The 8,330-nt window shown below is 60.7% G+C and carries 8 protein-coding genes, 3 tRNA genes and 1 pseudogene; 6 read left to right on the top strand and 6 right to left on the bottom strand.

Annotated features, from left to right (window positions below):
- Nucleotides 1-105 precede the first annotated feature (105 nt).
- The gene (locus tag FPH17_RS11820) at nt 106-342 is read left to right on the top strand and encodes an isoprenoid biosynthesis enzyme family protein (protein ID WP_154880789.1); all 237 of its coding nucleotides are present in this window, start codon (nt 106-108) and stop codon (nt 340-342) included.
- Between the two features lie 3 nt (nt 343-345).
- Here FPH17_RS11820 and FPH17_RS11815 read toward each other — a convergent pair whose 3' ends face one another.
- Genes FPH17_RS11815 through FPH17_RS11805 form a run of 3 tightly spaced genes read right to left on the bottom strand, consistent with a single transcriptional unit; the run spans nt 346 to nt 2,343 of the window.
- Nucleotides 346-933, bottom strand: a complete 588-nt coding sequence (locus FPH17_RS11815; protein ID WP_154880787.1) for a hypothetical protein — start codon at nt 931-933, stop codon at nt 346-348.
- Nucleotides 934-938: 5 nt separating this feature from the next.
- A complete protein-coding gene (locus tag FPH17_RS11810; RefSeq protein ID WP_154880785.1) occupies nt 939-1,865 on the bottom strand; it encodes an ornithine cyclodeaminase family protein in 927 nt (308 codons plus the stop codon).
- A gap of 22 nt (nt 1,866-1,887) precedes the next feature.
- Complete coding sequence (locus FPH17_RS11805) at nt 1,888-2,343, bottom strand: hypothetical protein (RefSeq protein WP_154880784.1); 456 nt, start codon at nt 2,341-2,343, stop codon at nt 1,888-1,890.
- A gap of 124 nt (nt 2,344-2,467) precedes the next feature.
- On the opposite strand from FPH17_RS11805, the gene FPH17_RS11800 reads away from it, so the two are divergent.
- From FPH17_RS11800 to FPH17_RS11785, 4 genes are all read left to right on the top strand, one after another.
- Nucleotides 2,468-2,540 (top strand) — tRNA-Asn (locus FPH17_RS11800).
- A gap of 140 nt (nt 2,541-2,680) precedes the next feature.
- The gene (locus FPH17_RS11795) at nt 2,681-3,679 is read left to right on the top strand and encodes an NADP-dependent oxidoreductase (RefSeq protein WP_154880782.1); all 999 of its coding nucleotides are present in this window, start codon (nt 2,681-2,683) and stop codon (nt 3,677-3,679) included.
- A 9-nt stretch (nt 3,680-3,688) separates the two neighbouring features.
- Nucleotides 3,689-4,387, top strand: a complete 699-nt coding sequence (locus FPH17_RS11790; RefSeq protein ID WP_154880780.1) for a type 1 glutamine amidotransferase domain-containing protein — start codon at nt 3,689-3,691, stop codon at nt 4,385-4,387.
- Nucleotides 4,388-4,896: 509 nt separating this feature from the next.
- Complete coding sequence (locus FPH17_RS11785; RefSeq protein ID WP_154880778.1) at nt 4,897-5,334, top strand: hypothetical protein; 438 nt, start codon at nt 4,897-4,899, stop codon at nt 5,332-5,334.
- Nucleotides 5,335-5,397: 63 nt separating this feature from the next.
- Here FPH17_RS11785 and FPH17_RS11780 read toward each other — a convergent pair.
- Nucleotides 5,398-5,471: transfer RNA gene (locus FPH17_RS11780), tRNA-Ile, on the bottom strand.
- A 128-nt stretch (nt 5,472-5,599) separates the two neighbouring features.
- On the opposite strand from FPH17_RS11780, the gene FPH17_RS11775 reads away from it, so the two are divergent.
- Nucleotides 5,600-5,675, top strand: a tRNA-Asn gene (locus FPH17_RS11775).
- 53 nt (nt 5,676-5,728) lie between these two features.
- Here the strand turns inward: FPH17_RS11775 and FPH17_RS11770 are convergent.
- Nucleotides 5,729-7,633 carry a hypothetical protein gene (locus FPH17_RS11770; RefSeq protein ID WP_154880776.1) on the bottom strand — a complete coding sequence of 635 codons (1,905 nt, stop codon included), beginning with the start codon at nt 7,631-7,633 and terminating at the stop codon, nt 5,729-5,731.
- A gap of 452 nt (nt 7,634-8,085) precedes the next feature.
- Nucleotides 8,086-8,330 (bottom strand): annotated as a pseudogene (locus FPH17_RS11765) (UTP--glucose-1-phosphate uridylyltransferase); the annotation flags it as partial.

Below are 8,330 nucleotides of genomic sequence, written 5' to 3'. Positions count from 1 at the left end.
TTGCAGCTGACTGCACTACGGGAAGTAAATATAGCATGCCTTTTATTAATGGAAGAGCAACGCGACCCGATAGCGTAACCATATCATAGTCGCCGGAAAAGTCAGATGTGTATAAACACCCACCCCTTCATCCCCCAAATCCGCACCGAACTCGCCCAGGCCAAGGAGCAGATCCCCAATCTACCGGCCCGGGTCCGCCCGGCGGTGAAGGTCGCCACCGCCCTCTTCGAGGACCTGACCGACCGCATCGAGGCGACCTCTCCGGCCCAGCTGCGCACCACCCGCGTGCGCGTGCCCAATCACCGCAAGCTCGCGATCGCGGCCCGGGCGCTGCGCCAGTAGCAGCTACGCCGCGCAGGTGAGCAGCTTGTCGGTGAACTCCTGGGGCGCGCCCTGCTCGCGCAGGCGGCCGGTGTTGTAGCACTTGAAGCCGGTTTCCGTCTTGCCGTCGGGCTCGACCACGTGCCATTGCTCGCCGTCAGCGCGGAAGGCGACGATCCAGTCCGTCTGGTTCGCGCCCGCGACCGCCCACTTGCCGTCGCAGTAGTCCACGCTCGTACCGGTGTGGTTGGGCCACCCAGGGACAAGCTGGTCAAACGCGCCCGGCTGGCAGGAGGCGGCCTTCGCGTCGCCGCCCTTAGCCGCGCCGGCACCGAGCGCCGGGATGGCGATGCCGGCAGCGCCCGCCAGCGCGGCGAGCTCGCCAAGCCCCGGAACCTCCGGGATTTCCAAACCGGGGACGTCGATAAGCCCCTGCGAGACGGCGAAGTAGCTGCCGGCACCGACGAGCGCCAGCACGCCCAGGCTGATGCCGGCGATGGCGCCGGGGCTCAGCGACGAAGACTCCTGGGCCGGTTCGGCGGCGTAGGCGGGGCAAACGGCGGTGACGGCGACGGCGGAGGCGACGCCGAGGGAAAGCAGCGTGTTCTTCATGCCCACTACTCTAACGGGTTTTCGGCCGCCTGCGCGACGGCCTGGGCGGTGGCGAGGTCCTGCCACGGCATGCCCACCGTCTTGAACACCACGCGGCGGTTCGGGTCGAGTGCGACCTCGCCGCGCACCACCTGAGCCATCGTGATGAGGTCCTCGCGGCGCACGATGCCTTCCTCGGTGGCGAGCACCACGTCGCCGCCCTCGCGGTAGGCCACGGTTGGGTCCTCCACGATCACCTGCGCGCCGGTGAAGACGTCCGCGGCCAGCTCGCGGGCGTCCGCGGTGTGGGCGCCGACGGCGAGGACGGTGGCGTCCTTGCGAAGTTCCGCGCCCGTGACGATGGGTGCAGGCGACGTGGTCGCCGTGATGACCAGGTCGGCGCGAGCAAGTGCGTCCTGCGCCGCCGCGGAGCCGGAAGCGGCCCAGGGGTAGACCAAGTCCGCGGGCTCCGTGCGAGAGATGAAGGTGATGCGCAGCTCACGCACCCCTTCCAGGACGCTTTCCAGGGTGGCGGCGTGACCGAGACCCTGCGCCCCCGTGCCGAAGATGGCCACGTCCAACGGTTCGTTCGAGGCCGTGAGCCGGTCCAGCACCCCAGCGATTGAGGCTGCGGGGGTGCGCAGGGTGGTGAGCGCGGTGGCGTCGATAAGCGTGTGCGGCGTGAGCGTCTCGGAGTCCATGAGCAGGTAGGACCCCTGCACGAGCGGAACGTCCACTGTGGAGCCCGCGGGCTGGATGCCCAGGATCTTCACGCCCACCGCGGTGCCGGCCGCCGACGGCATGAGGTGCATCTCCCCATGCGGGAGCGGCACCTTGGTGCGGAGCGGGTCCGTGGCGGGGTCGAAACCCGCGGCGAGGGTCTGGCGCAGCTTCTCGACGGCCTCCGCCGGCGACACCGTGCTGAAGACGTCATCGTGATCAATAAAACGCATGGGCCCACCCTACGTGGGGAGACTAGACGCGGCCCTGGAGCGAGGCTGCGCCGTCGTCGAGGTGGCGCGAGTCGCGCTTGTCCTTGCCCTTGTCATTGTCCTGCTTCGGCTGCGGCGAGGGCAGCACGCCCGGCAGCGGGTTGGGGATCATGCCCTCCTGCACCATGTAGTAGCCGGTCGCCGCGACCGCGCCCAGTCCGAACAGCACGGAGATGACCACCTGCGTGGTGGTGGACTTGCCCTCCTCGGAGGAGCCGCCCTTGCCCGCGATCAGGTCGTCCAGGCTGGAGCCCGCGGCCTTTTCGTAGTTGCTCTTCACCGAGCTCATGCTGTCCACGATCTCGGACGCGTCCTGGCGGACCACGGGCCTGCCGCCCAGATTGACGGTGTCCCCATTCGCGGCGTGGGCGGGTGCGGCGGTGAGCGAAGCGGTGGCCACCGTGAGCGCGGTAGCGGCGGCGATGATGCGTGAATTCATGAATCAAACACTAACACTTACACGTGCCTTATGCGCGATTTACCCCCTCTGAACTGGCGATTTTGTTTTTCGCCGGATATGCGCCAAAATGATTAACCGTTGCACAGAGCAACAAAGAAAATATTCCTCCATAGCTCAGTTGGCAGAGCATTCGACTGTTAATCGAAGGGTCACTGGTTCGAGCCCAGTTGGAGGAGCAGTACTTGCAAGGCCCCGCACTCCCCACGGAGTGCGGGGTTTCGCGTTTGGTCTGTGTGGGCCGCGGGCATGGAATAGCGAAGCCCCGCACTGCGTTCCTACGAATACTCAAGTGCCATAACCATGAAGGAGGAATGCGTTGAGTACAGCCAAGCAGTGGGTTCTCGCCTCTCGCCCCGAGGGCGCGCCGGCTAGCGAGAACTTCCGGTTCGAAGAAGTAGAGCTGCCAGAGCTGGCCGATGGCCAGATCCTTGTGGAGAACACCTTCGCCAGTGTCGACCCGTACATGCGCGGCCGGATGAACGACGCGAAGTCTTACATCGAGCCGTTTCAGATCGACCAGCCGCTGACCGGCACTGCGGTCGGCACAGTCGCAGAGTCCCGCTCGGACAAGTTCAAAGTGGGCGACACTGTCCGGCACTTTGCCGGCTGGCGCACCCACGCTGTATTGCACGAGGACCAGGCGGAACGCATTGACACCAGCATTGCTCCGGCCGAGGCGTACCTGGGCATTCTGGGCCTGACAGGTTTGACCGCGTACGTCGGGCTGACCGCCGTCGGCGAGATGAAGCAGGGCGATGTCGTGTTCATCTCGGGCGCGGCAGGCGCTGTAGGCTCGGCAGCGGGGCAAATTGCGAAGCACCTGGGCGCAGCGAAGGTGATCGGGTCTGCGGGTTCCGCGGAAAAGATCGACTACATCACCGGGATCGGCTTCGATGCAGCGTTCAACTACAAGGACGGCGACGTCAAAGGCCAGCTCGCCAAGGCGGCGCCCGAGGGTGTTGACGTCTACTTCGACAACGTCGGCGGTGACCACCTTGAGGCTGCGATCGCGAACGCGAATACGTTTGGCCGCATCGCGATGTGCGGGGCGATCGCCCAATACAACGACACAGAGCCGACGCCGGGCCCGCGCAACCTGGGACTGGCCATCGGTAAGTGCCTGACGCTGCGCGGATTCGTGGTTGGCCAATACTCCCACCTTGCCGAGGAGTTTCAGGAGAAGATCGCACCACTCGTGGTCGATGGATCAATTGGCTACGAGACCACGGTGCGCGAAGGCATCGACAGCATGCCGAAGGCGTTCCTCGAGCTGTTCGAGGGCGGCAACACCGGCAAAATGATCGTTAAATTTTAGGAGGACACCATGACCAAGGTACTTATGATCGTTTCAGCAGCAGAGCATTGGACGCTTAACGACGGCACGCTTCACCCCACCGGCTTCTGGGCCGAAGAACTGGTGACCCCGTACTCGGTCTTCGCCGAAGCAGGCTGGGACGTGGACGTGGCAACGCCGGGCGGGGTCGCTCCGACCGTTGACAAGGTAAGCCTGGATGACAGCGCGGGCGACGCAGACACCCTGGCGGCGGTGAAGGCGAAGCTTGGGGCGCTGGAACCGGTGTTGGCGAAGCCGCTTAACCTGGACAACGTCGAGTCCGCAGACTACGACCTCGTCTTCTACCCCGGCGGGCATGGACCGATGGAAGACCTCGCGGTCAACGAGACGTCCGCCCGCATCCTCACCGAGCGCATGGCAAACAACGCGCCAGTGGCCCTTCTTTGCCACGCTCCGGCCGCTGTCCTCGCAACCGAGAATGCGCAGGGTGGCTCCCCGTTCTCCGGGCGGACGATGACGGGTTTCTCCAATGATGAAGAACGCGCCGCTGGGCTCGCCGACAAGGCGCCGTGGCTGCTCGAGGACCGCCTTGTAGCCCTGGGAGCGGAGTACACCAAGGCACCCGAGGCGGGCGCGCCCTACGTCGCCGTTGACGGCAACCTCTACACCGGGCAGAACCCGGCTTCGTCGCAGAAGCTCGCAGAGCGCCTCGTGAACGACCTTGCCTAATCGGAGGCAAGACAAGGTTTGCAGCCCCGCCGGCATTGGGGAGCTCCAGAGCATGAAATTCTACTTCTGGCTCTTCGCCCCAACGGGCTGTCGGGGCTGTGGCGCTTTCGCAACTGTGCAAGGGTTTCTCTCCAGATGAGGGAGAGGGCGGCAGAATTCCTTGATCTAACCCTTCTACGCCGTGGAGTTATCGGCAAAGGGCGCTGGAGCCCACCCTTTCAAGTAACCTCATCGAAGCTCATACCCAGCAGAAGTGCTCTGTGAGGTCGCCGCCAGTAGTCTCCATCCCCGCGATTCTTCCGCAACAGGGACTCAGCGTGCGTCTTAGGTAGCAACCCAAGGGTCACTGCTTCGAGCCCAGCTGGAAAAGCAGTTCAGACGGAGTGCGGGGATTTCACGTTGCCCGGGTCGTCTCGCTTATCGACGCTTGCCAGCTCCCTCACTCACCACTACCCTCAGTGACACGTGCCATACATCCGCACGACCTGCCGACGCACTAGGAGCAAGCCATGAAAACCCGTACACACGCGGCCCTCGCCATCAGCGCCGCCACCCTCGCCGCCGCGGTCTTCGCCGCACCCGCCGCCCAAGCCTCCACGCACACCTACTCCAACCAAGGCGGCGATGTCCGCTGCGAGATCTACGACTACCCCACCTCCCACACCACCCTGTGTGTTTCCGACGCCGCTCGCCCCGCCCACCCGGAATGCAATCCGCCGCAGCAGCTCATTCCAGCCATCAAGGTGGAAAAGGGCTGGGTCGGCGAGCTTTGTTGGAACCAGGGCTTCACCCAGCCTCCGGAGAAGCTCAGCCCGATGTCTGTCCGTAACGGCGGCGGCGCCACCGTCTTCGCGGCACCGGGTGGAGACCTCTTCGTCTTTGACACCATTAAGATGGCCCTGATCCAAGTGGGCAAGACGAACCGGGTCCTCTTCCCCGGGTTCTAAACCGGGGCTGACGCCAAAACGCCGGTGGCCGGACCAATCATGGTTCCGGCCACCGGCTATGTGTGGGGCCAGCGGGGCTCGAACCCGCGACCAGCGGATTATGAGTCCGCGGCTCTAACCGACTGAGCTATAGCCCCTCCAGCGTGTTACCCGCTCAGGAAACTATACCTTGGCGGCTGCGGCGCTCGTCTGTCGGCCTGCTCGTTTTTTGGCGCCGCCAATTTTTTGATCTCAGGACCCGCCACGTAAGCTAAGGCGCACGCATTCCTCCATAGCTCAGTTGGCAGAGCATTCGACTGTTAATCGAAGGGTCACTGGTTCGAGCCCAGTTGGAGGAGCCATTCGCTTCAGTATCTATTGAAGAATACATCTCTACTCCACCGGCAACGAGGACCTACTTAGGCAGATCGTGTCGAATCGACCGCTCCCCCGTCGGCTTTTGCCGGTAAAACTTGATCGCCGACACTCCCATCCGTGTAGCCCTTGCCCACGAGTCCGACCCGGGCAGGTCCTTTAAGAAAGTTTCCTCCAGATCGACCCGGTCACCTGGGACAAGGTTGTCGATAGAAAAGTTTATCGGCCCGCTGTATTCGGCTCCATCGATGCTAAACATCCGTTCCCCATTGACTAACACAGCAAGGTCCATGTACTGCTTTGCGGACGGGTTCGCATAAGGCTGGTGCACCCTGAAACAGAGAGTTCCGCCCACTTTTACCGAGCGCAGGTGCACAAGCATTCGGTTGCCCCGGCGCAACTCCGCTGCCGGCATTCGGAATGACTTCCGGATTTCAACATCGCAGACCTCTTTTCCTGCAGAGTTGACAACCTTCGCAGAAAGCGGCGAACGCCCAGAGTCATTGGTCAGCTGCTCTTGTTTGAGATCGCGCCATTCCTGGTAAAGCGTCTTCTGGGAGTTCACCGGATATCGGTTCAGTTCGGGCGCGTTCCTCTCGATCAAGTCCCGAACGACAAGGCCGTTTCTCACTTCCCTTTCATCGAACGCAGACATGAGATCAACCAATCGGCGGATGCCACCAGGAACCCAGGTATCAAATGCAGCATCGAGCTCATTGTGGATCTCCCCCAACCACTTTCCGTGGCGGAATTCCCAGTATGCCAACTTGTATCGGCCATATCCGTGAAGCTGAGAGTCGAATCCAAGTGCCTTCAATCGCGTTGTCACATCCACCGGGAAATCTGCTTGGCATTTTGAGGCCAACGCGCCGAATGCCATATCTGCATTTCCGTTCCGAGAAAGCTCGATGGCGTTTCCTCGCGCGTTAAGCCAATCTCCTTCAAAAAGCTTCCGGTAGCTGGCAACTAAACGGTTTCCGTGAAACCCAACCGTGTTCTGACGTAAAAGCTCGCTTAACTTAAAATCAACACTTTCAAGCGCCTCAAGGTCTATGAACACATGGTTTTTCAGTTCGCAAGCGGCATGGATCTGATGAGCAATCGAATCATCGTTTTCCATCACGCGCCCATAAAACGATGTCCTCTGAGCTTTGCTACCTTCCCGTCTCTCTAACCCGTAGGTATACCCAACTATTTGGCTCCAATACGGTTTAGCCATTGCGAGAGCAAGTCGACTATCCAATCCACCGCTAATGGAAAACGCGACGTTTGAATACCGCTCAAAATACTGGCGCTGAGCTGCACGCCAAACACGTTCTATTTCAACGTATTTAGCTTCAGCGCTCCAGTTGAGGAATGGATTAGGTCGACGAGGATAAAAGCGACTACTGCTACCGGCTTCCCATTCCAATTTATGATTCGGCAGCAAATGTTTGAGCGACTTGTACGGAGTAAGGTCAGCTGCCCACTGGTAATCGGCCACCACCGCATCCGACAGCGATTCGGAGATCAATTCATGCGGCGCAATCGAATTCAAGAGGTGCAAGTGGGAAGCCGCTACTGCCGACTCTGAGGAATAGTAGACAGTCCTGTTGCCAATCGCATCGTTATAAAGCCAGGTAGTACCGCCAACGTGGAGAACTATGACATATCTGCCACAGATGAAGTCGAGCTCATCTTCAAAAGCATCGATAGATTGCTGAGCCAGGTGGAGAAGTCGCTCGGCGGAATGATCACTGGCACATTCGGTCGACGCCACAGCCCAGTGCCCCCGGATAACCAGGTAGTCTCCGCTATCCAAAGTGGCTTGTTCCTCGGGAACAAAATGATCACTCCACCACCAGAGGCCGTTAGGCAACTGTGCTTTATCGAAGTGACCTATTGTTCCAAAATCTTGTTCAGCTAAGACGAAACCACCGCTGAACGGTGTATCCTTCGATTCCATGCTCATAGTCTAACCTCGGGGATCTACGCACCGCATGCGCCCATTCCCTACAGCTTCCGATGCCGCTGAGACGTAGCTTTTGTACACTCTTCGTCGCGAGTCTATTGCTCTGTGGCAACGTAACTCCACCAGATTTGGACAAATTTACAAAGGAAGTAGACGCCTGGGCCCTGAATAGCTCACGCAGCTCTTAACTCCACCAATTTCCCTCACGGCACTACAGCGCATCAAGCACTCGATCACGAATTAGTTGGGACCAGAATCTTGAAGTCGCGGTTACGCAGATTCGCGCCGTCTCGAGGCCCTTCAGGTGAGGTTATCTTCAAAAATTTTTCAGTTGTGGGCCAAAAGGTATTTTGATGTCTGCCGCGTGAGTTCACGCGATTATGCCCCCGCCGATCAGAGCGCTCCGGCTTTGTAGTACTATCTCTCGGATCATCTCCATGAGTGCGCTATTTCCTCGCAATCTCGGCTTCGAAGTCGCTGATAATCTGCTTCAGCGCAGTGTAGAGCGCCGGACCGTACTTCTCGTTGCGCAGGCCAAAGTCCACATTCGCCGGGATGTAACCACCCGGATTGCCCAAATCGTGGCGCTTCCCGTCATGCACCACCACGTGCACCGGGTGGCCCTCCGTGATCATCAGCTCGATCGCATCAGTCAGCTGCAACTCACCACCCTTGCCGGGCTCAATCCGGC

The organism is Corynebacterium gottingense (assembly GCF_007559235.1).
Lineage (GTDB): Bacteria > Actinomycetota > Actinomycetes > Mycobacteriales > Mycobacteriaceae > Corynebacterium > Corynebacterium gottingense.
The sequence above is the reverse complement of the archived record's forward strand: the minus strand, read 5'-3'. Positions and strand labels throughout refer to the sequence as shown.